This window comes from Collinsella aerofaciens, from assembly GCF_028207065.1.
Classification (GTDB): Bacteria; Actinomycetota; Coriobacteriia; order Coriobacteriales; family Coriobacteriaceae; genus Collinsella; species Collinsella aerofaciens_AR.
The window spans coordinates 23,381-44,892 of record NZ_JAQLFP010000011.1 but is presented as its reverse complement, the minus strand read 5'-3'; the positions used below and the strand labels follow the sequence as shown (position 1 = coordinate 44,892).

The following is a 21,512-nucleotide window of genomic DNA, read 5'->3' as shown; positions in this document are numbered from 1 at the left end:
CCTCTCTTTTTGTATACAGTTTTGTAGACAAAAATGCAAGCAGTTAATAGGGTTAAGCGGCCTGTTTTGATTGGACTTCTCGATGTGAAATTGGCACCGGAGGCTCCAGCACTTCTTCGCTTCTCAGCTCGGAATGTGAGCGTCCGTTGAACTCCCAGAGGGGAGCGTCTTCATAGATTATCGAGAGGAGCTTGGAGACCTCGGGTGTTTTCTTGCGTTCATAAAGCTCGGGTCGTACGACAATCAATAAGAAAGCTGCGTCTTCGGCAATTTGCTGGGCTGTCGGCATACCGTTGAGTCCAACGGAACGCAAAAGCTTTGTCATGATGAAATCGAACTCATCTTCTCTTGCATGGAAATCAGATGCCCTGAGCTCAGGGTCTCTCAGGACGTACTGCTTGAGTCGTTCGACAGATCGACTGCACTTTATATGCCCGCAGATGACTTCGTCATAGCTGAGCCTTCTGATTGGAAGACGTTCGTGACCGGCGAAGATGGCTGCTACTCTGATGCCAACGCGCCGTTCGCGCAGCGCGCGCATCTCACCGGTGTATTCGCTGCGCCGTTCATATTTTCGATAGGAGTATCCGTAGTCATCATAGTAATAAGGGGCTTCATCAACAGCGTCATCGAGCTCTGGCGCTATGAGATAGAGTTTTCTATCTCTGGATATAATGCAGGGATTGTCGATTTGTCCCGATTCGTTCCTGATTTGCCAAATAGTCTCATTTATCTCAAATCTCGAGACTGGATTGGGGGCACAGGAGTTGTAGAGCTCAATAAGTTCATCGAGTGAAATGATTCCACAGGCATCTGTGTAGGCGCGGGCGAAGCGCCGTACTTCTTGATTTGATTCAAGCACACGGCGCTCCCAAGCATCCAAAGTGTCCTGCGGACTTCGATAGCGGGCATGACGATCGATGCGCAACGCGCTCCAATGGTTATCCGCGGCAACGTTCATCAGATCTAAGCGCAGATCTTTGTCGGCGATGTGAGCGAGCGACTGATAGTGTTCCAGATCAAGCTCCGGTCGAAAACCCATGTCTTCCGGAACAATTCGTGCGAGCTTTATGCAACGCTTGAGATAAGTCGGGCCCAGACTTGGGCTAAAGTGCTGCTTGAGGTGGCAAGCGATGGGCGAGAGTAAGCCATTGAGATTGGAGATGGGGTATCCGGCAATCTCTTGCTCGAGACGGCGCCCGATGAGCAGAGCCCCTTCCGAGGAGGTCTCATGGTTGATACCTTTCTGGCCGAGGTGTTTGGCCTCGACAATCCTGCTGATATCTGAGCAGGTGTTTGAAATAATGTCGGGTGAAAGGGTTGGAATCTTTTTAGCCATAACGATGCATTCCTGTGTGACTCACGGATAACGGAAACGTTTGGTTGTGAGTGCCGTTCTTTGATGGCGACGGCGAACAGGAGCGCAACCTGTCTGAGATGGACGAGTGCAGTAACCACCGATCTTACTTACCGAGCTCGCTCCAGCGTGTCATTGGGGACCTCCGCGGGATCTCTCGACCAGTCTCATGCCTTGAGGCGAGTATAGCATATAAGCAAACGTATGTTCTATATATTTGAGAAACTGAATTCCTACCTACTCATTTCCTTGATTATCGACTTTATCCGAACACCTCCCACATTCATCCGTACATGTACGGATGAATGTGGGAACCCGATACCCCGAGGGCCGGATCGGCCGGCCCCGGGAGATCGGAGGACGGCATGTCCGGAAAGAAGAAAAGGGGCTCCGCAAGGGCGGTCCCGAGGGCCTACGGAAGGCTCACGAGGCACGAGCGGGACACGGTCCAGAGGATGCTGGAGCGCAGGGCGTCGTGCAGGCAGATCGCGAGGGAGCTGGGCAGGTCGCCCTCGACGGTGTGCTCGGAGGTGGCGTCGCACAGGTTCGTGACCGCGCCGAGGGAGAGGCGCGGCGAGCGCGTGGACGCCTCCGCCGACCTGTCTGCGGCATGCCCGCGCCTGGCCGCGTGGCCGCGCTGCTGCAACGGGTGCGGGCGGTACCGCGCGGCCGGCCGCAAGCGCCGCCCGCACGTCTTCTACGAGGCCCGGGCCGCGCAGCTGTGCGCCGACTCGGTCCTCGTCTCGTCCAGGCGCGGGATAGACGCCGACGAGCCCGCCGCGGCGGCCAGGCTGGAGGCGATAAGGGACTGCCTGCGCCGGGGGCTGTCGCCCGAGCAGATGGCGGCGCGCAACGGCGGCCCGGTGGACCTGTCGCCGTCGACCATCTACCGCTGGGTCTCGGCGGGCTACGACGGCATGACCAACATGGAGCTCAGGCGCAAGGTCGGCTACAGGCCGAGGAGGCGCGCCGCGCGCCGGGCGGCGACCCGCCACTCCGCCCGCAGGTCGCATGCCGCGTTCCTCGCCCTCGGGGAGGACGCGTGCGCCGCGGCCTGGGAGATGGACACCGTCGAGGGGGCCCGGGAGGACAGCGCCTGCCTGCTCACGCTGCTGCACCGCCCCAGCAGGCTCCAGCTCGCGCTGCCGCTGGAGGAGAAGACCGCCGGGTGCGTCGCGGGCGCCCTGGAGGGCGTCCGGGCGGTCCTCGGCGCCGACGGGACGCGCCGCGTGTTCCGCGCCGTGCTCACCGACAACGGCCCCGAGTTCTCCGACGAGGACGCGATCGCGGCGCTGCTCGGCGAGGGGCGGGGCGAGACGAGGCTGTTCTACTGCGACCCCCGGCGCAGCGACCAGAAGGGCGCCTGCGAGCGCAACCACGTCGAGATCAGGAAGCTGCTGCCCAAGGGCCGCGGCCTCAGGTTCGACCGGCTGGCCCCGGCGGACCTGTCGCTGGCGATGTCGCACGTGAACTCCGAGCCGCGCGGCGCGCTCGGCTTCGCGACGCCCGCCCGCGCCTTCCGGGCGATGCTCGGCGACGACGCGGAGACGCTGCTGGATGCGTACGGCATCGAGGACGTGCCCATCGACGAGCTCGACCTGACGCCGGGGCTCATCGCGCGGGCGCGCGCAGAGAGGGGCGATGCCCCGCTGTCCTAGCCTGAAAGGAAAAGAGAATAGACGGAACCGACCGTCCGGCTGAGTCTGGGAAGAGGCGCCGGGCGGCGGGCGGAGCATGGCCACCGGACCCATCGAAACACATCTCCACCGTTCCTTCAACTGGGAAAATGCCGCCCCCGGACCCCGGGAGGGGCCGCGGGGGCGTTCGGCTAACTGCGGGAATGGGCTATTTGCTCAATGTGTTCGGCTGAGATCGGAAATCAACCTACCTACTCATTTAAGTACGTCCAATGAGTGGTTGTGAGGGACCCGCGCAAAAAGCTGTACGCCAGCATCCAAAGATGTCGAAAAATGTCGACTTTGGATGCTGGCGTACATGTTTGGGTTCGGCGGGGCTAGTTATTTGGGGACGTTCTTTAACGACTACTCATTTAAGTGCGTCCCCAATGAGTGCTAGAGCAGGTTTTTCTGTGCCCAGGTGATGATGCCGCTTGATTCGTAGAGTGGTGCGCCGTCGATGAACAGGCAGGGAACCTGGCGTTTGCCGCCGACGGCGATGAGCGTCTGCTCGGCATCGGAATCGGTCGAGATATTGCGCTCGGGGATGGTCACGCCGTTATCGGCCAAAAAGCGCTTGACCTTTATGCAATACGGGCAGCCGGTCATAACGTAGAGCACGAGTTCGTGATCAGTAGCCATGGTGTCTCCAATCGGTTGAGGTTTCGGTTGAGATACCCAAAGCCGCTGCGGTCTATGCGCGAGCAAGCGATGACTCGATGGCCTGGACCAGAAACGCTGTTGCCCCGGTGCCGCAGGGCTTGTCGTAATAGTCAACAAAGCGCTGGTCGGCAAGATAGCCGCGGGCGAGGCCCAGATACGCTTCGTCTTGGGGCTCGCATCCCCAGTTGAGGCCAATCCAACGACGATGCATCGCGACAAGTTTCTGGGCTTCGCTGCTCTTTGGGTCGCCATCGCCCATGGCAATCGAGAGCTGACCCAGAATAGCGCGTTCAAGTTCCTTCATGTCGTTCCATGTCTCGGGATCCATGTCCAGCAACGCCTCGCTTGCCGCATCGATTGCCTCATCGCCATAGCGCGCCCGGGCTTCGGCGCCGTAGCGCTCTTCGTTTTCCTGCACGGTGCGCCAGCGCTCCAGTTGCGGCAGCACGGCGCCCATGAGCGAGACGGCCTCGTCGAGTGACATACCGGTGTTTTGCGCCAGACGCGGGGCGCAATCCTCGATCATCGCCTCCATCGTAGTCTCGTAGGTGTACTTGCCGCGGTCGTAGCACCACTTGCAGTAATGGTCGGTCGTGGCGCCCGCGGCATCGGTGCCGCAGTCGTCGGGCGTGAGTATCGTGCCGCAGCTCTGGCAATAGTGCTCGGGCATTTCGAGCAGATGAGACAGAGGCTCGCCGGTCACGGCGGCAATGAGCTTCATCATGTCGATGCCCGGTGTGACCTCGCCGCGTTCCCAACGGCTGACGGCTTGGCGCGTGACGTAGAGCTTGGCGGCGAGCTGCTCTTGGGTGAGATTGTTGGCGCGACGGACGGCGATGAGCTTTTCTGCGAAGGCCATAACGGCTCCTTTCTGCTGGTTGATGGCTTAAGCATACGCGGCGGCAGGCACCCTTCCAAGCAACCGTTGGTTGCATGCAGATGGCGATGAGCGGGAATCGCGGCCCCTCGCCCGCGCACCAGTGCCGTACAATGACCGGCATGGAACCTATTGCACGCATACATACCGACCTGCCGCAGAAGTTCGGCATTCCGCGCAACAGCTTTTTGGCGCCTCATCTTGAGGGGCGCATCGTCTTTGAGCAGGAATTTGCCTTTAACGCGGCAGTTGAGGGCCTGGACTCCTTCTCTCACCTATGGCTGCTCTGGCGCTTTGAAAACGGAACGCCCGGCGGCACGGCGGAAGACATCGCCGCCGATGCCAAGGCGCAGGACAGGTCCGGCACCAACGCCAAGTGGTCGAAGACCGTGCGTCCGCCGCGCCTGGGCGGGGCCGAGCGCGTGGGCGTGTTTGCCACACGCAGTCCGTTTCGCCCTAATCCTATCGGTCTCACCTGCGTCAAGCTCGACCGCGTGGAGCTTACCGACGACGGTCCCATCATTCATGTGCTGGGAGCCGATCTGCGCGACGGCACGCCCATCTACGACATTAAGCCCTACATTCCGTTTGCGGACTGCCACCCGGATGCAACGGGCGGCTGGATTGAGGATACGCCGTGGCAAGAGCTCGATATCGAGTTCCCGCAAGCGCTGCAGGAGATGGTCCCGCCCACAAAGCTCCCCGGGTTGGTCGAGGTCCTTCGCCAGGATCCGCGCCGCGCGGGTAGCAAACACGAGCCAAACCGCGTCTACCATCTGGCTTACGCTGGGCTTGACATATCCTTTACGGTCGACGGAACCAGGTTGACGATAACCGCCATCAACGACGCGCGAGACTAACCAGCCATTCGTCCGCACCCGTCAAATTAAGCGCCAAACTCCGCTCCAAAACCGCCCACGCTGGTGGACAATAACGCCTACCGAAACAATCCGCTTTGCACGGGAGCTCAGCATGAAATACGACTTTACCTCGCTTATCGACCGCCACGGTATGGACGCCATCGCCGTTGACTCCTGGGGAGAAATTCCCGACATGGCTCCGAACGCACCCGACGAGGGCTTCGACCGCATCCCCATGTGGGTGGCGGATATGAATTTTGCCACGGTGCCCACGGTTCAGGAACACATCATTCAGCGCGCCCAGCATCCCATGTTTGGCTATTTCAATCCGCGTGACGAGTACTTCGACCGCATCATCGAATGGCAAAGCCGTCGCAACGGCGTTGAGGGCTTGGCGCCGGAGCATATCGGCTACGAAAACGGCGTGCTGGGCGGTGTCGTGTCGACGCTGCGCGCATATGTCCAGCCGGGCGATGCGGTACTGGTCCACAGTCCCACCTACATCGGCTTTACCAAGTCTATCGAAGCCGCGGGCTATCGCATTGTCCACAGCCCGCTTAAGCTCGACGATCGGGGCGTGTGGCGCATGGACTTTGAGGACATGGAGCGAAAGCTCGCCCAAAACCACATCCATGCCGCGGTGTTCTGCTCGCCGCACAATCCCTGCGGCCGCGTATGGGGGCGCGACGAGATCGAACGTGCCATGGACATCTATCGCCAGCACGATTGCGTGGTGATCTCGGATGAGATTTGGTCCGATATCATCCTGCCGGGTCACAAGCATATCCCGACGCAGTCGGTGAGCGAGGATGCCCGCATGCGCACGGTTGCCCTCTATGCGCCCAGCAAGACGTTTAACCTGGCGGGCCTGGTCGGCAGCTACCACATCATCTATAACGAGACGCTGCGCGACCGCGTGTGCGCCGTGTCCAACAAGACGCACTACAACGAGATGAACGTCCTCTCCATGCATGCGCTTATCGGTGCCTACCAGCTGCAAGGCTACGAGTGGGTTGATGAGCTCAATGAGGTCATCGAGGGCAACGTCGACTACTTCTGCAATTACGTGGACAAGCATTTTGCGGGCGTGTCCTATTCGCGTCCGCAGGGCACCTACATGGTGTTTCTGGACTGCACCGAGTGGTGCCGCGAGCATGGCCGCGATATTCAGTGGCTGCTCGACGAGGGCGCTCGTGTGGGCGTGGGGTATCAGGACGGCCGCCCGTTCCACGGGCCCTGCCACATTCGCGTGAATCTGGCACTGCCCCTTTCGCGGGTAAAGGAGGCGTGTGAGCGCCTGGACCGCTACGTTTTTGGGGTATAGGGGGGCGCTCGATTCGAGTGCTGCCCCATGCGCCCACGCCGTCAAAATGCGTGGGCGCATGGGGCGCAGAGGGTAGCGAGCGCGTTTTTCGCATTCGCTACTTTTCCTGAATCTGCTTGCCGCAAAGATGCTCAATTGAAATCTCGTAGAGTTGGACGCCCTTGATGTCTTTGGCGATTTCTTCCTCGACTTCTTCGGCAGAAGGGTAGTACTTAAGCGCGAGCTGGCGGACTTTGTCGTCGATAAACGCAGGCGCTTCATCTACCAGGCGGCAACGGCCAAAGACCACAGTGCTCATGACGTAAGGAGCCCAGTCGCCGTCCTTGTACCACTCGTTGCCGTAAACGGTAAAGCAGACTTTATCGTCACGCCTGAGCGAATCGACCTTGTGGCCGGCCTTGGCGCCATGGAAATAAATCTTGTCGTGCTCGGCGTCAAAGAAGTAGTTGACGGGAATGGCATAGGGGTAGCCATCATCGCCGTTGACGGCAAAGACGCCGCGCTTACAGGTGGCGAGCAACTCGCGCGCTTCCTCGTCAGTGATGGCGCGTTTCTTTCGACGTAAGGGCCTAAACATCGTTGGCTTCCTTTCTGGCTGTGCATGGTGGTTAAACGCAAACTATAGCGAAACAGTTCCGTTTTTCTTGATGCGGGCGAGTATGTTTTTGAGCTTGTTAAAGTCGAGCGGTTTGGGCAGATGGGCGTTCATACCGGCATCGTGTGCCGCCTTGGCGTCCTCGTTGAAGGCGTTGGCAGTGAGCGCGATGATGGGGATGTCGGCTGCATCGGCCTTTTCGCTCAGACGAATCGCGCGGGTTGCCTCGTAGCCATCCATGCCCGGCATCATGATGTCCATCAGGATCGCATCGAAGCTGCCGGCGGGACGACTAACGTATAGGTCGACTGCTTTGTTGCCGTCGGCGGCGCGCGTTACGACGATGCCTTCGCTTTCGAGTAGAGCCTGGGCAATTTCGGCATTGAGCTCGTTGTCTTCTGCCAAAAGGACGTTCATGCCGGCAAGCGAGCAACTGTATGTCTGCTTGGACGCACGTTCTTTTGCCTGAGGGTTCTTGTCGATATCGAGCGGTATCTGGACGTTGAACGTGCTTCCCGCGCCAACCTCACTCGAAATCTCAATCGTGCCGCCCATCATATCGATGAGCGATTTGACGATAGACATGCCAATGCCGGTTCCTTGGAACTTGCTACGCGCATCGTCGCCTTCCTGGGCAAACGGCTCGTAAATGTGCGTCAAAAACTCGGGCGTCATACCAATGCCGGTATCCGAGACGCTAAAGCAAAACACGGCGTGCTCGTCGTCGACCGGTTTGATGGTCGATGAGAACGTGACGGTGCCTCCGTGCTTGTTGTACTTGATGCTGTTGTCGAGCAGGTTGACAAGGATCTGCCGAATATGGGTGGGGCTGCCGATCATATATTGGTCGACAGCGTAGGGCTCGCTGGTGTCGAGCATGGTTATGCCGCGGTCCGATGCGCGGAGCTTGCACAGTACGAGCGCATTGTCGCACAGCTCTTTAAGGTTGAATGATTCGTGCTCGAGCGTCACTTTGCACTCCTCGATCCTGCCCATCTCGAGGATGTCGTTAATCAGTGACAGCAGGTGATTGGCGGCAACGCGCGCCTTGGCGCGGCTTTCGCGGGCGACCTGCATGTCGCCTTCTCTCAATTCCTCAATTTCGATAAGGCCTAGGATGCCGTTGAGCGGCGTGCGGATGTCGTGGCTCATGCGCGTGAGGAAAGCGGTTTTGGCGGCGTTGGCGGCATCGGCTTTCTGCCGTTCCTCCTGTGCGCGGTAAAGCGACCAGACAAGGATGACGATGCCGGTGAGCAAAATGCAAATGACGACTGCCGCAATGACGATGCGGTTGCGGTAGAGAAGTCGGAACGCATCCGATTCTTGCGCCGAGTACGATGTGGGGAAATAGCTGTTTGCAGAGAGCGATTCACCTGCATTGACGATGCCCTTATTGATGATTCCCAGCAGCTCGGGCTTGCCGCGCGAAATTAAACACGATAGTTGTGCCGTGTTGGTGAGTTCCTGTGTTTCGAAATCCTCGATGTCGTAGATGTCGCGGAGAGTTTCCAGGCGCGTGCTGGGGACAATGATGCAACGTGCCTTCCCCTCATCGAGGGCTTTGAGCACCTCGCCGTCATTCGAATACTCGGTTACCGTTGCGTTCGGAAAGAGACTTTCGAGCTCAAAACGGTTAACGATTGTGCTCTTTGTACAAGCGATGTTCTTAAGGTCGCTGTTCAGGTTTTTGCCACTGTGAATGGCGGTCAGCGAAACCGTTCCCATCGAGTTTGACTGGATGACCCCTGTCTGCTCGGCGAGCCAGTAGTCGCGAAACAACGGCAGGGCGACATCGATGGTCCCGTTGGAAAGGGCTTTGATCATTTGTTTGTTGCTCGAGAGTGCGATTGTTTTGACCGTAATGCCAAACTTGTCGTGCAACGTCGTTGCAAGCGAGGCGAGCGACCCTTCCATCTCGCCGTCGTCATTTTGCGTACAGTAGGGAAGTTGGTTTTTAAGATAGCCGATCGTGATGGTATTGCCGTTTTCTTTGAGCCAGGTGGTCTCGGGGCCGGTGAGCGATGACGAGCCACTGTTTTGGGTCGAGTAACTCGATTTGACTTCCTCGTTATAGCGCGGGTTATCGCGGGCGATGGTCGTCATGGCGGCGTTGATGTCGTTCATCAGATCAGGGCGGCTTTTGGGAACGGCAAAATAGTAGTCGCTCGAGCCTACGTAGAACATGGGTGACGCATCGGGCGACGAAATGGTGTCGTTCATGATGACGGCGTCGACCTCGCCGTCTGCAAGCGCCTCAAAGAGGGCACTGCCGGTGTCGATTTCTTTATAGGTGCAGGTAACGCCTTCGTCGGCGAGCCACTGCTGGCCGACGATAGTTTGCATAACGCCAGAGTTGCAGCCGATGGTGAGGCCTTGGAGCGCCTGGGGGTCACCCTTGGCCAGGTCGTCGCGGTCGGGCCTGGCGTAGATGTAGTAGCGCTCGGTGCCCTCGGGGTTCGAGGAAAAGAGCAGCTTCTGCTCGCGTTCTGCCGAATACGAGATGTTGGGCATGAGGTCGATTTCGCCTGCCTCGAGCATGTCATAAGCTCGGAGAAGGTGCCGCTAACGTATTCGTATTGCCAGCCCTTTGTGTAATACGAGAGGGTCTGGAGGTACTCGTAGCCCCATCCCGAGAGGCGCTCGCCCGGCGTGCCTTCCTGGAAGCCTTTGTTGTTGACGAGCCAGCCAACGCGAACCGTCTTGACCTGCTGGTCGGAGTCGGCGGCAAAGGCTGGGGTGGGCATGACGGCGCTCAGTAGTGTGAGCGCAGCAAGCGCGACAGCTAGGGTGCGATATAGAGCTAAGCGAAGGACGGCGGAAGGTTTCACAGGCAATCCTATCGAGTCGAGATAATACCGCATAAGGATACCAGCTCAGCTTGCCTAACATCCGGCACTTAGGGACGTTCCCAATCTGTCCGGCAGTTGTAGTAGTCATTGGGGACGTTCTTAAACGACTAGTCGCCGGGGACACTCTTTGCCGGAGTTGGCACTTAGGGACGTTCCTTATGTGCCGGCAGTTGGGGACAGTCCCTTTCTGCCAGCACAAAAGGAGCGTCCTCGAGTGTCGAGTGTGGGACAATACCGAACGAACATGATTGGGCGCTTGGGAAAAGGGGTCGCGATGAACAAGTTGAGGACGCTTGCCGACGTGTTGCGCCAGGCTGGCTTTGCGCGCATCACGGGCCTGTTTCTTGTGTTCTATCTGCTGTGCTCGACGGCCGTCTGGCTGTCCGAGCCCACGACCCTCACCTTTGGCGATGGACTTTGGTTTAGCTTTGAGACGGTCTCGACCATCGGCTTTGGTGACATTCCGGCCGAGACACCGGTTGCCCGCGCGATTACCGTCGTCTTGAGCGTCATCAGCATCTTCTACATCGCCATGCTTACGGGCGTGGCGGTGAACTACTGCAATACGCTCATCAAGATGCGCCAAAAGGACACCATGGCGCGCTTTATGGACGATCTTGAGCATTTGGAAGAGCTCGATCGTGACGAGCTCGCCGATCTTTCGCGTCGCGTGCGCGAGTATCGTCGACGCCAGCGCTAGAACGGGCGCCGTGCGTCACGATGAGGGGGACTGAATATGAATATCACCGTGTATCTGGGTGCCAGCGTCGGTAATGACCCGGCGTTTCTGCCCGCGGTGCAGGAGCTGGGCAACTGGATTGGCGCTAACGGACACGCGTTGGTATACGGCGGGTCCAAGTCGGGCTTGATGGGCGCGCTCGCCGATAGCGTGCTCGATGCCGGTGGACACGTGACGGGCGTGGAGCCGAGCTTTTTTATCGAGGCCGAGTTTCAGCACGATGGCATCGACGACCTCATCGTGACGAGCGACATGGCCGAGCGCAAGGCCAAGATGATCGAGCTTGGTGATGCCTTCATTGCCTTTCCCGGCGGGACGGGTACGCTCGAGGAGATTGCCGAGGTCATGTCGGCCGTGTCGCTGGGGCATCTGAGCGCGCCGTGCATCCTGTATAACCTGGACGGTTACTACAACGATCTCAAGGCGCTGCTCGGACGCATGATTGATAAAGGGCTTTCGAGCCCGAGGCGCCAGCACGGCATCTACTTTGCCGACGATTTGCGCGAGATTGCCTCGATTATCAACGGATAAGTCTTGAGCCTGCCCCACTATGACTCCCAATGGTGCCGTTTGCGGCGCAGACGGTTGGCTCGTTCGGGTAACGCTCGCTCTACAATAAAACGTATCCTTGTCGATTTTGACCACGGGAGGCCCCGATGGATAACCTTGCAAAGCCCAAAAATCGTGCGTTGTTTTTAGTGAGCGTTGCCGTGACCGGTGCGTTTGCAGGCGCCGCGGTCTGGCTGTTCTTTTTTGCGATGGAGCACGGTATCGACTATCTATGGACCGAGATCCCGCATATGCTGGGCGTCGCTTCGCCCGAGCTCGTAAGCGGCCCGTTTGGCTTTCTGCCGTACCCGTTTTTCGTCTGCCTCCTGGGCGGCCTGCTGATCGGTCTGTACGAAAAGCTTACGGGCACCAAGACCGATGACCTCAACCAGGTGATGGCTAAGGTTAAGCAAGACGGGTGCTACCCGTACGACAACCTTGGCAAGCTTTCGCTCGCGGCATTGCTGCCGCTGCTGTTTGGTGGAAGTATTGGACCGGAGGCCGGCCTGACCGGCGTTATCGCGGGCCTGTGCAGCTGGGTCGGCGACCGCATGCGTCGCTTTGGCGCCGAGTTTAGGCAGCTCACGCTGCTGGGTACTCAGGCTGCCCTGACGGCGCTCTTCACCGCGCCCGTGTTTGGCTTTGTGGCACCGCTCGCCGGTAGCGCCGACGGCCAGGGCGCTAATGACGATGAGTCCGCGTCCGATGAGATCACGATCAAGCTTCCCAAGGCGCAAAAGACCGTGGTCTACGGCATTGCGATTGCCGGCGGTCTGGGTACCTACCTGCTGCTCGGCCAGCTTATGGGCGGCGGCATGGGCATGCCGAGGTTCGAGGCCGCCCAGGTGGGTAACCTTGAGCTTGCCTGGCTTATCCCCCTGTCGCTCGTCGGCACGGTCTGCGGCTGGCTGTACTTTGTCTCGGAGCACGCGAGCGAGGCTCTGGCGCACGCGATGGGGGAGCGCCCCGTCGCCAAGGCCATACTGTCCGGTCTGGTACTTGCCGCCTGCGGTACGGCTCTGCCCTTCACCATGTTTGCCGGCGAGACGCAGGCCGACGTGCTTATGGAAACCTATCTGACCATCCCCGCCGGCGTGCTTATTGCAACCGGTCTGGTCAAGGCCATGCTGACGCCCGCCCTCATCAACCTGGGCTGGCGCGGCGGTCACTTCTTCCCCATCATCTTTTCGGGCGTGAGCCTGGGCTACGGCTTCGCTATCCTTACCGGCACCGATCCGGTCTTTTGCGTCGCCGTCTGCACCGCCTCGACGATGGGCGCCGTTATGCGTCAGCCCGTCATGGTCGTGGGCCTGCTGCTTATGTGCTTCCCGCTCAAGGGTATCGTCTGCATGATCATCGCCGCCGTCATTGCGGCAGGCATTCCGCTGCCCAAGCCGCTGTGCGAGTAGCACGGTGGCGCACGCCGGGGACATGCCGTTTGCCACGGATTTGCGGGGAGGGGGCGATCACTCCCTTCGTGGATCGAGACTCGCATGCTTACAGATCGCGTACTCGATAAACCTTGGTGCTGACGGCGCAGCTCAGTGCACATAGCACGAGGGCCAGCGCGGCAATTCCTGCGCACAGACAGCCGAGGACGGCAGGATCGGGGTTCGCCCCGGCAATCGACATAAGCCAGTTGCTGATGGGGTTGGAGGAGCTCAGTGCGGCCATGGCAAGGCATCCGAGCAGGGCAAACAGGCCGACGGAAAGGCGCAGCGCCTCCATGTGTCCAAAGCGAAAGAACAGCGGCTGCGCCAGAAATACCATCATGAGTGAGATGAGCATCGAGGCTGCTGAGGCGATTGCGATCTCAAAGACGGTTTGTCCTGTCGAGGTCACGCCCGCACTGTTGAAGAGCGGAAGGACGATGATGTTCAAAAGCACGGCGGCGCAGGCCATGATGGCCGAGAAGACAACGATGCACAGGTAGCGGGCACAAATAATGTCTTTGCGCGAGAAGGGCAGCGTCGCCCGATAACGCTCCCATCCGTTTTGATTGTCGAAGCCGGCCAGCGAGCTCATGACCATGATGGGCGACATGGCGCTGACCGCGCAGGCGCCGGCACTCATGCCGGAATCTCCATCCGATGCGTTGGCGAGAGTCAGCACGACGAATATGAACAGGCCGACGCCCGCGATACTCGGGATAAGCGTGCGAACGATGGCGAGCTCGGACATAAAGGCGCGTTTCATTTCGAAGCCCCTTTCAGCATGAGGCGCAGATAGTCATCAATGGTTGCCCGATCGCAGGGAATTTCGGGAAAGGCCTCGAGCGTATCGCGACGGTTGGGCACGAGCACGTCCACGCTGTAGGCGTGGTGGGCGGCGCGGGCGCCTTCGACGCAAGCCGTAAGCTCGGCGGCCTGTGCTTGGGTACAGTGGGCGATGCCGGCGCGGTCGGTAATGTCCTCGCGCGGCAGGTCAAACACAATCGAGCCGTTATCGATACAGATGACGCGGTCGGCAGTGCGATCGAGGTCGGACGTAATGTGGCTCGAGAGCAGCACGCTGCGCTGGCCGTCGGCGACAAAGGCAAGCAGCTCATCAAGCAGTTCCTCGCGTGCCATGGGATCGAGGCCCGCGGTGGCTTCGTCCAAAACGAGCAGCTTGGCATTGTGGCTGAGCGCACAGGCAAGCTGCAGTTTCATGCCCATGCCGCGGGAGAGGTCCTTGACCTTTGTCCTGGGATCGAGGCCAAATCGGTTGATGAATCCGGCGAACGTTTCGCTACTCCACGTGGGGTACGCCGGGCCTACGAGCCTCTCGATCTGGCCTACCTTGAGCGTGGAGGGGAAAGGACACGTGTCCAGGACAAGACCGACGCGGGAGCGCAGGTGACGCTGTGCCTCGCCGGGCGCGTTGGCGTCGCAGTGCTGTCCAAACAGATGCACCTCGCCGGCATCGAGCTTTATAAGCCCGAGCGCGGCACGAATGGTCGTTGTCTTGCCGGCGCCGTTTGCGCCCACAAAGCCAACGATCTGGCCGGGCTCCACAGCGAGCGTGACATCACGCAGCGAAAAACGGTCGCTCACACGGCGTGAGATGCCTTTGAGTTCTAAAAGGTTTTGCATGGTATAGCCTTTCTTGCAGATGGCTACTGCATGGTTTCGGGGGCTACAAGGTCGAGCATCTCGTGCAATTTGTCGCGCGTGACGCCCAGGGTTTCGGCCTGCGTAGCGGCCTGCGCAAGCAACTCTTCGATATGGCAGAGCTGGTTTTCGCGCAAGAGTTCCTGGTTGCCCTCGGCGACAAAGCAGCCCTTGCCCTGCACGGTGCAGATAAAGCCGAGTTGCTCCAGGTCGGCGTAGGCGCGCTTGGTGGTGATGACGCTCACGCCGAGGTCGCTCGCGAGCGTACGGATGCTGGGTAGTTTGGCTCCCGCAGCGAGTGCGCCCGAAAGGATCTGCGCTTTGACCTGCGAGGATATCTGCTCGTAGATGGGCTTGTCGCTCGAATTGGATAGGATGATGTCCACAGCGGCTCCTTAGCTGTTGGGCTACACGTGTATATAACCGGTAAGCACAGTATATATACACTATGCACAGTTACGCAAGAGCTAAATGTGGAATAGCCCGCCGGCGCCGCGCTTGCTCCAAAACAATCTCAATCTGTAACACCTAGGTCCGTTTTGGATCGCTTGCTGTTACAGATTGAGATGTTATTTGCCCGCCTGCCTATTTGTCTTGATCTGTAACGGTAAGAGTCGATTTGCGCGGCTAGATGTTACAGATTGAGACATTGGTTGCCTGCCTTCCTGTTTATCTCGATTTGTAACAGTTAGACCTGATTTAGACGGCTAGATGTTACAGGTTGAGATTGTGCCGGCGGGCCTGCCGGTTTGTCTCGATCTGTAACAGGTAGAGGCTCAAAACCCGTCTATCTGTTGCAGATTGAGACAGTCCTTGAGGCGGCTGCCCGGTGCACAGCGAGCTCGGCTAATGAATTTGTCCTGATAGGTGCCCTATGGCGAGGTTTCGCGGCTACAATAGTACGGTTACATCGACGTAATGCACTCAATGCAAGAAAGGATCCGCATGGCAAGCCTGTCGGATGAAATCTCGTCGCGTCGCACATTCGCGATCATCAGCCACCCGGACGCCGGTAAGACCACGCTTACCGAGAAGCTGCTGCTCTATACCGGCAGCATTCAGACCGCCGGCTCGGTCAAAGGCAAGAGCTCGGCCAAGCATGCCGTCTCGGACTGGATGGACATCGAGAAGGAGCGCGGAATCTCCGTTACCTCCTCGGTGCTGCAGTTCACCTACAACGGCGCCTGCGTCAACATCCTCGATACCCCCGGCCACCAGGACTTCTCGGAGGACACCTACCGTACCCTTATGGCTGCCGACGCCGCGGTCATGGTCATCGACGGCGCCAAGGGCGTCGAGGCCCAGACCAAAAAGCTCTTTAAGGTCTGTACCCTGCGCCATATTCCCATCTTTACCTTTGTGAACAAGCTCGACCACGAGGCTCGCGATCCGTTTGAGCTCATGGAAGAGATCGAGAACGTCCTGGGTATCAATACGTATCCCATGAACTGGCCGATTGGCAGCGGCCGCAACTTCCGCGGCGTGTTCGACCGTCAGACCCGTCGCGTTATCGCCTTTGAGGGCGACGGCCACGCCAATGCCACCAAGAAGGTCGCCGAGGTCGAGGCCGAGCTGGGCGATCCTTCCATGGATGAGCTTATTGGCGAAGAGAACCATAAGAACCTGATGGACGACATCGAGCTGCTCGATGGCGCCGGCGACGAGCTCGACCTGGATGCCGTTGCCTGCGGCAAGCTGAGCCCGGCGTTCTTTGGCTCGGCGCTTACCAACTTTGGCGTGGAGCCCTTCCTTAAAGAGTTCCTGCGTCTGGCCCCGACGCCGCGCGCCTATACCGATACACTCACCAGCGAGCCGGTCGCGCCCGCCGAGAACGACTTTAGCGGCTTCGTGTTTAAGATCCAGGCCAATATGGACAAGAACCACCGCGACCGCATCGCCTTTGTGCGCATTTGCTCGGGCAAGTTCGAGCGTGGCATGGACGCCTTCCACGTGCAGGGCAACCGCAAGCTCAAGCTTGCCACGGGCACGTCGATGATGGCCGATGACCGCGCCATCGTGGACGAGGCGTACGCGGGCGATATCGTGGGCCTGTTCGACCCGGGTATCTTTAGCATCGGCGACACCGTGTGCTCCGGCAAGCGCCACGTGCAGTATCCGCAGATCCCGACGTTTGCCCCCGAGATGTTCGCTCGCATTACGCAGGTCGACACGCTCAAGCGCAAGCAGTTCGTCAAGGGTATGGAGGAGCTTGCCCAGGAGGGTGCCATCCAGATCTTCCGCGAGCTGGGTGCCGGCATGGAGAGCGTCATCGTGGGCGTGGTCGGTGTGCTGCAGTTTGAGGTACTCGAGCGCCGCCTCAAGGCCGAGTATCGTGTTGAGGTCCGTCGCCAGCCGCTGCCCTATACGGACATCCGCTGGATTCAGAACGACCCCGATACCATTGATATCCCGGGCCTTTCGCTCACGCGCGATACCCTGCGCGTCGAGGACATGCGCGGCGGTAAGCTGCTGCTGTTCACGAGCCCGTGGAACGTGGATTGGGCAACCGATCACAACCCCGATCTTATCCTGTCGGAGTTTGGCAACGTAGCCTTTTAATGCATCGGCGCGGTGGCCCTGTGGGGCTGCCGCGTCGTTTGCTTGCCTGATGCCGTGTGAGCGGCTATTATACCCATCGTCGTCTCAAGCCCGTGACGTCCGAGCAGTTCGGGTCCGATATCCTGCTCGTTAAACCTAAAACCAAAGGAGTACATAATGATCAAGAAGGTCATGGAGGACTACAAGGTCCTGTTGCGGAGCATTCCCGCGGCAACGGTTTCGCTGTTTTTCGTGAGTGTCATCATGATGAACCTGCTGGCCAACAAAGAGCTTATCAGCCTGCCATATCTGGCGCTCGACTGCGGCTTTGTGGTGAGCTGGGTCTCGTTTTTGTGCCAGGACATGATCTGCAAGCGTTTTGGCGCCAAGGCATCCATCAAAATCTCTATCCTCGCGCTGGCGGTCAACCTGGCCGTAAGCCTGTGCTTTTGGCTGTGCTCGCTCACGCCCGGCATGTGGGGCGCCTACTATGACACGGGCATGATCGAGGTCAACACCGCCCTTAACGCCACCATCGGCGGCACCTGGTACGTGGTGTTGGGCTCTTCGCTGGCAATGCTCGTTTCTGCCGTGGTGAACTCCACGCTCAACCAGTCGCTCGGCCGTATGCTCAAAAAGAATAACTTTGCGAGCTTTGCCTTCCGCTCCTATGTGTCCACGGGTGTTGGCCAGTTTATCGACAATCTGGTCTTTGCCATTGTGGTGAGCCATACGTTCTTTGGTTGGACCTGGGTGCAGGTCCTTATGTGCTCGCTGACCGGCGCTGTTGCCGAGCTGCTGTGCGAGGTCTTCCTGAGCCCCGTGGGCTACAAGGTCGTGCGCGGCTGGGAGCGCGAGAACGTGGGTGCCGAGTATCTCGAGCGTCACGCAACCGCCTAAGGAGCAAGTATGCGGGTTTTGATCACGGGCGCTTCGGGCGGTATCGGAGCCGCGTGCGTGCAGCGCTTTTTGGACGAGGGCCACGAGGTCGTGGGCTTTGACCTGCTGCCGGCGACGGTTGAGCACGAGCGCTACCGCCATCTGATCGTTGATGTACGCGAGCCTAACTCGTTTCCAGGCGACCTTGAGCCTCAGGTAATCGTGAACGTTGCCGGTACGCAGGATTCGGCCGATGACATTGCCGCCAACCTGCGTGGCACCATCAACGTGACCGAGCGCTACGCCTTTGTGGGAGAGGGGCTTGCCGCCAAGCCGGCGCCTGCTATCCAATCCGTGGTCAATGTGGGGTCGGCGAGCGGACATACGGGATCGGAGTTTCCCGCCTATGCTGCCAGCAAGGGTGGCGTTATCGCCTACACCAAGAACCTTGCAAACCGCCTGGCGCCGCAGGCCATCGCCAACAGTGTGGACCCGGGCGGCGTTATCACGCCGCTCAATCGTTGCGTGATGGAAGACGAGCACCTGTGGAACCAGATTATGGAGCTCACGCCGCTTAAACGCTGGGCCACCGCCCAAGAGATCGCCGAGTGGATCTACTTTGTGGGCGTGACCAACCGGTTTATGACCGGGCAGAGCCTGCTGATCGATGGCGGCGAGGCCGGCCGCACACAATTTATTTGGCCCGAATAGGAAACGCGTCCGATGGAAATCCGTCGGGCGCGTTTTTGATGTATTGATTTTTAGCCGAGGCAAGTCCAGTTGACGGGGGTCGAGCCGTACTGCTCGAGTAGCCGATTGGCAGCGGAGAAGGGGCGCGACCCCATAAAAGCGGGGAGTTCTGCCGTGGCACGGTTGGCCGAAAGCGGTGAGGGATGCGTGGAGGCCAGACAGAACTTGCCGGTTGCCTTTCTCGCGCCGGTCGCGGCGAGCTTGCCCTCGACCATCTGCTGGGCAAAGCGACCCCATGCCAAAAAGACTACCGGTTGGGGCAGCTGGCAGCAGCGTTCGATAATATAGTCGGTGAGCGTGCTCCAGCCCAGCTTGGCGTGCGAATTGGCGGCATGCTCGCGCACGGTGAGCGTAGTGTTGAGGAGCAGGACGCCCTGTTGTGCCCATGGGGTCAGGTCTCCCGTGGCGGGGATGGGGCAGCCCAGATCGGCGCTGAGTTCCTTATAGATGTTGCGCAGGCTCGGCGGCAGTTTGGTTTGCGTCGCGGGGACCGAGAACGAAAGCCCCATGGCCTGGTTGGGTCCGTGATAGGGGTCTTGACCCAAGATGACAACTTTGGCTTGGTCTGCCGGCGTGTAGGCGAGGGCATTGAGGATGTCGTCTTGTGCCGGGTAGATAGTCTGCTCGGCACGTAAAAGGGCGATGCGCTCGAGCAGCTGGTTCGTCGTGTCACGTACCGGCTGCGGCGCATCGCCCAACCAAGTTGCTATGTTGCGGTCGCGGGTTGCGGTGTCCATGGGGCTCCTTTATGGCAGATGCTCTGTTGGCATCTATTGTAAAGGCGCACCGGTTGCCTTTATGCCACGGCTGTATGAAGAGTGGGGTCTACGAGACGCGCTCGGGCGCTCCTGCCATGCGAGCGTGTTCATGTGCGCGAAGACGAGGAAGCTCGACGGTTGCCACCATGACACCGGTGAGGATGAGGGCGGCGCCAAAGAAGGCGATGGGGCTCAGGACCTCGCCGACCAGGAAGAACGAGAAGACGGCGGAGCAGACCGGCTCGAGCGAGAAGGCGAAGCCGGTGGTCTCGGCAGGCACGTGGGGCTGCACGAGCGTCTGGGTGATAAAGCCGTAGGCAGAGCAGATGAGTGCGAGGGCAACGACGACTACGACCTCGCCCGGCGTGCCGGGAAGCGTGAAGCCGCCAAAGGTAAATGCGGCGATACCCGAGAACAAGCCGCCGAAGCCCAGCTGCCAAACGCCCAGAGCCAGCGAATCGACTTCTTCGACAAAGCGCTTGGCGATGATAATGTGGCCGGCATAGATAAAGGCCGAGAGCAGCATGATGATCGCGCCGGGATTCAGGCTGGTAAAGTCGGCGCCCGAGAGCAGCAACATGCCGCAGGTGACGACGGCGGTGCCGATGAGCACCTTGCGCTCGGGGGCGCGACGCAGCAGGGCCGCGTTGGCAAACGGCACGATTACGACCGTCAGGCTCTGCAAAAAGCCGGCGGTGGAGGCGGAGGTGAGGCTGGAGCCCAGGCACATGCAGGTGATCTCGGTTGCCATGATGGCGCCGATGATGGCGGCGCGGACCATCAGGTCACGGTTGATGCGCACCGCGTGCTTGTGGAAGAGCAGCAGGCAGGCCGCAAAAGCGATGACGCAGCGCAGCGCGACGATGCTCGTGGCGTTCATGCTGTCCATGCCGATCTTCATGAGGGGGTACGAAAAGCCCCATGCGACGGGAACGGAAAATGAGAGCGCGATTGCTTTTTTGCGATCCATGGGACTCCTTTTGTTACAGAACGGTTTCGCAAAAAGGATTCTGCTCCCAGATATGGATGTAGTAAAGCGAATGTATCTTCAGTATGATTAAGAAATACTAATGTTGGAAGAAAAAGCCCTGGCAAAACGTTTTACGGCTACATCGATGTGGAGGCACGATGGCATCGCGGTATCAGATTGTATGTATGGTGGTCGATTGCGGCAGCCTGAAACGTGCCGCCGACGCGCTGGGCTATACGCAAAGCGCGGTGAGCCAGGCCGTCAAGGCGCTCGAGCGCGAGCTGGGCACCACGATTATCGAGCGTGGCAAGCAGGGCGTCTCGCTTACGCGCGACGGCAAACAGTATCTGCCGTATCTGCGCCAGATCGTAACGGCCGAGGCCGAGCTCGAGGGCAAGCGCCAGGAGTTGCTGGGGCTTTCGTCGACCGACATTCGCATTGCGACGTTTACCAACGTGAGTCGTACTGTGTTGCCGCGCGTGATCCGCGACTTTGGGGCCCTGCATCCGGGCGTGCGCTTTACCCTCAAGCAGGGCGATTACACGCGCAACGCCCAGTGGGTGCACGATGGCGTGGTTGACTTTTGCTTTACGGCGCGTGGATTTACCGAGGGGCTCGAGAAACGCGTGGTCTATCACGACGAGCTGGTGGCGCTGTTGCCAGCCGTCCATCCACTGGCGGCAAAGGAAAAGGTGACGCTTGCCGACCTGGCGTCCGAACCGTTTGTGCTGCTGGATGAGGGCGAGCAGAGCCTGGTGCTCGATGCATTCGCGGCGCACGGGCTGTCCCCGCACGTGACAAGTGAGGTTACCGACGACTACACCATTATGGCGATGGTGGAGGAGGGCCTCGGCGTGAGCATGCTCTACCGGCGTACGGTCGAGGGCATGCAGGCTGATATTTGCGTGCGTCCCATCGTGCACGCTCCCTCACGCGACGTCGTGGCAGCCTGGCGCAGCTGGGATACCATGCCGATCGCCACGAGGCGCTTTATCGACTACATGAGCTCACATATCGTGAGCTAGTTGCCGATGCG

20 protein-coding genes are annotated in these 21,512 nt (G+C 59.5%); 10 read left to right on the top strand and 10 right to left on the bottom strand.

Annotated features, from left to right (window positions below; all coding sequences use genetic code 11):
* Positions 1 to 52: 52 nt before the first annotated feature.
* Positions 53 to 1,339, bottom strand: coding sequence for a hypothetical protein (locus PMX72_RS04695; RefSeq protein ID WP_271729768.1), 1,287 nt, complete (start codon positions 1,337 to 1,339; stop codon positions 53 to 55).
* A 383-nt stretch (positions 1,340 to 1,722) separates the two neighbouring features.
* Between PMX72_RS04695 and PMX72_RS04690 the strand changes: the two genes are divergently transcribed.
* The gene (locus PMX72_RS04690; protein ID WP_271746175.1) at positions 1,723 to 3,015 is read left to right on the top strand and encodes an IS30 family transposase; all 1,293 of its coding nucleotides are present in this window, start codon (positions 1,723 to 1,725) and stop codon (positions 3,013 to 3,015) included.
* A gap of 414 nt (positions 3,016 to 3,429) precedes the next feature.
* On the opposite strand, the gene PMX72_RS04685 is transcribed toward PMX72_RS04690, so the two are convergent.
* Together PMX72_RS04685 and PMX72_RS04680 are read right to left on the bottom strand one after the other, a co-directional pair.
* Positions 3,430 to 3,675, bottom strand: a complete 246-nt coding sequence (locus tag PMX72_RS04685; RefSeq protein WP_271729551.1) for a glutaredoxin family protein — start codon at positions 3,673 to 3,675, stop codon at positions 3,430 to 3,432.
* 52 nt (positions 3,676 to 3,727) lie between these two features.
* A complete protein-coding gene (locus tag PMX72_RS04680) occupies positions 3,728 to 4,555 on the bottom strand; it encodes a TipAS antibiotic-recognition domain-containing protein (RefSeq protein ID WP_271729552.1) in 828 nt (275 codons plus the stop codon).
* A 140-nt stretch (positions 4,556 to 4,695) separates the two neighbouring features.
* Here PMX72_RS04680 and PMX72_RS04675 point away from each other — a divergent pair, with 140 nt between their 5' ends.
* Together PMX72_RS04675 and PMX72_RS04670 are read left to right on the top strand one after the other, a co-directional pair.
* Positions 4,696 to 5,433 (top strand): SAM-dependent methyltransferase, encoded by a 738-nt coding sequence (locus PMX72_RS04675; RefSeq protein ID WP_271729553.1) that lies wholly within the window; start codon positions 4,696 to 4,698, stop codon positions 5,431 to 5,433.
* A 112-nt stretch (positions 5,434 to 5,545) separates the two neighbouring features.
* Positions 5,546 to 6,757: a MalY/PatB family protein gene (locus tag PMX72_RS04670; RefSeq protein ID WP_271729554.1), complete on the top strand. Its 1,212-nt coding sequence runs from the start codon at positions 5,546 to 5,548 to the stop codon at positions 6,755 to 6,757.
* Between the two features lie 97 nt (positions 6,758 to 6,854).
* Here PMX72_RS04670 and PMX72_RS04665 read toward each other — a convergent pair whose 3' ends face one another.
* Entirely contained in the window at positions 6,855 to 7,334 is a 480-nt protein-coding gene (locus PMX72_RS04665; RefSeq protein ID WP_271729555.1) for a pyridoxamine 5'-phosphate oxidase family protein, read from the bottom strand.
* 42 nt (positions 7,335 to 7,376) lie between these two features.
* The gene (locus PMX72_RS04660) at positions 7,377 to 9,890 is read right to left on the bottom strand and encodes an ATP-binding protein (RefSeq protein ID WP_271746174.1); all 2,514 of its coding nucleotides are present in this window, start codon (positions 9,888 to 9,890) and stop codon (positions 7,377 to 7,379) included.
* 585 nt (positions 9,891 to 10,475) lie between these two features.
* Here PMX72_RS04660 and PMX72_RS04655 point away from each other — a divergent pair.
* The 3 genes from PMX72_RS04655 to PMX72_RS04645 all read left to right on the top strand — a co-directional run bounded on the left by PMX72_RS04655 (position 10,476) and on the right by PMX72_RS04645 (position 12,898).
* Positions 10,476 to 10,901 carry a potassium channel family protein gene (locus PMX72_RS04655; RefSeq protein ID WP_055252221.1) on the top strand — a complete coding sequence of 142 codons (426 nt, stop codon included), beginning with the start codon at positions 10,476 to 10,478 and terminating at the stop codon, positions 10,899 to 10,901.
* 36 nt (positions 10,902 to 10,937) lie between these two features.
* Positions 10,938 to 11,471 (top strand): LOG family protein, encoded by a 534-nt coding sequence (locus PMX72_RS04650; protein ID WP_117582834.1) that lies wholly within the window; start codon positions 10,938 to 10,940, stop codon positions 11,469 to 11,471.
* A gap of 125 nt (positions 11,472 to 11,596) precedes the next feature.
* Positions 11,597 to 12,898, top strand: coding sequence for a chloride channel protein (locus PMX72_RS04645; protein WP_271729557.1), 1,302 nt, complete (start codon positions 11,597 to 11,599; stop codon positions 12,896 to 12,898).
* Between the two features lie 88 nt (positions 12,899 to 12,986).
* Here the strand turns inward: PMX72_RS04645 and PMX72_RS04640 are convergent, their stop codons facing one another.
* From PMX72_RS04640 to PMX72_RS04630, 3 genes are read right to left on the bottom strand one after another with little or no spacing between them, the layout of a single operon-like run.
* Positions 12,987 to 13,685 (bottom strand): ABC-2 transporter permease, encoded by a 699-nt coding sequence (locus tag PMX72_RS04640; protein ID WP_271729558.1) that lies wholly within the window; start codon positions 13,683 to 13,685, stop codon positions 12,987 to 12,989.
* Entirely contained in the window at positions 13,682 to 14,563 is an 882-nt protein-coding gene (locus PMX72_RS04635; RefSeq protein ID WP_271729559.1) for an ABC transporter ATP-binding protein, read from the bottom strand. The genes PMX72_RS04640 and PMX72_RS04635 overlap by 4 nt, the downstream gene beginning before the upstream one ends.
* Positions 14,564 to 14,586: 23 nt before the next feature.
* On the bottom strand, positions 14,587 to 14,967 hold the full coding sequence (locus PMX72_RS04630) for a GntR family transcriptional regulator (protein WP_117757273.1): 381 nt from the start codon (positions 14,965 to 14,967) through the stop codon (positions 14,587 to 14,589).
* Between the two features lie 559 nt (positions 14,968 to 15,526).
* Between PMX72_RS04630 and PMX72_RS04625 the strand changes: the two genes are divergently transcribed.
* The 3 genes from PMX72_RS04625 to PMX72_RS04615 all read left to right on the top strand — a co-directional run bounded on the left by PMX72_RS04625 (position 15,527) and on the right by PMX72_RS04615 (position 18,709).
* Complete coding sequence (locus PMX72_RS04625) at positions 15,527 to 17,140, top strand: peptide chain release factor 3 (RefSeq protein ID WP_271729560.1); 1,614 nt, start codon at positions 15,527 to 15,529, stop codon at positions 17,138 to 17,140.
* Between the two features lie 156 nt (positions 17,141 to 17,296).
* Positions 17,297 to 18,019: a VUT family protein gene (locus PMX72_RS04620; RefSeq protein ID WP_233541151.1), complete on the top strand. Its 723-nt coding sequence runs from the start codon at positions 17,297 to 17,299 to the stop codon at positions 18,017 to 18,019.
* Positions 18,020 to 18,028: 9 nt separating this feature from the next.
* Positions 18,029 to 18,709: an SDR family NAD(P)-dependent oxidoreductase gene (locus PMX72_RS04615; RefSeq protein ID WP_117842964.1), complete on the top strand. Its 681-nt coding sequence runs from the start codon at positions 18,029 to 18,031 to the stop codon at positions 18,707 to 18,709.
* A 50-nt stretch (positions 18,710 to 18,759) separates the two neighbouring features.
* Here PMX72_RS04615 and PMX72_RS04610 read toward each other — a convergent pair whose 3' ends face one another.
* Both PMX72_RS04610 and PMX72_RS04605 read right to left on the bottom strand, forming a co-directional pair.
* Complete coding sequence (locus PMX72_RS04610) at positions 18,760 to 19,485, bottom strand: uracil-DNA glycosylase (protein WP_271729561.1); 726 nt, start codon at positions 19,483 to 19,485, stop codon at positions 18,760 to 18,762.
* Between the two features lie 88 nt (positions 19,486 to 19,573).
* Positions 19,574 to 20,476 carry a DMT family transporter gene (locus PMX72_RS04605; protein WP_271729562.1) on the bottom strand — a complete coding sequence of 301 codons (903 nt, stop codon included), beginning with the start codon at positions 20,474 to 20,476 and terminating at the stop codon, positions 19,574 to 19,576.
* A gap of 158 nt (positions 20,477 to 20,634) precedes the next feature.
* Here PMX72_RS04605 and PMX72_RS04600 point away from each other — a divergent pair, with 158 nt between their 5' ends.
* Positions 20,635 to 21,501 (top strand): LysR family transcriptional regulator, encoded by an 867-nt coding sequence (locus tag PMX72_RS04600; protein WP_271729563.1) that lies wholly within the window; start codon positions 20,635 to 20,637, stop codon positions 21,499 to 21,501.
* Positions 21,502 to 21,512 lie beyond the last annotated feature (11 nt).